This is a genomic window from Aequorivita sp. CRS11 (genome assembly GCF_059693805.1).
In genome coordinates, this window is record NZ_JCATIG010000052.1 from 1 (window position 1) to 598 (window position 598).

Below are 598 nucleotides of genomic sequence, written 5' to 3' on the forward strand. Positions count from 1 at the left end.
CTGACGGCGACGGATTCTGGCGGGAACGCAGCCCCTGATGTGTTCTACAAGTTCACTGGCACGGGTTCTGCGCAGTTGGTGACCATTTCGCTTTGTGGCGGCGGTACGGACTATGACTCTGTGCTTCGCGTCTTTGACGATTGCAACCTTGCCAACGAGCTAGCCTTCAACGACGACTCCTGCGGCCTTCAGAGCGAGGTGACCTTCGTTTCGGACGGCACGTCTACCTATTATATCATGGTGGAGGGCTTTGGCAGCGGCTCGGGTAACTTCAGCCTTGACGTTACCTGTACCGAGCCATTGCCGAACGACGATTGCGGCGGCGCGATAGCTGTAAGCTGCGGGGATTCGGTAACGGGCACCACCGTGGGCGCCACGGTAGATTCCGGTGCTCCTGTCTGCGGTCCCGCGATCACCTCTCCGGGGGTATGGTACACCCTTGACGACACCAGCGGCCTTCCGGGCGATATCACCCTTTCATTGTGCAACGGCACCGACTTTGACTCCAAGATCTCTGTCTATACCGGATCCTGCGCCGCGCTTACCTGCGTTGTGGGTAACGACGACTCGTGCGGCCTTCAGAGCGAGGTTACCTTCG

General features: G+C 59.2%; 1 pseudogene. It reads left to right on the forward strand.

Going from position 1 to position 598, the window contains the following annotated elements:
- A pseudogene (locus AC58DT_RS15710) lies at positions 1 to 598 on the forward strand (hypothetical protein); the annotation flags it as partial.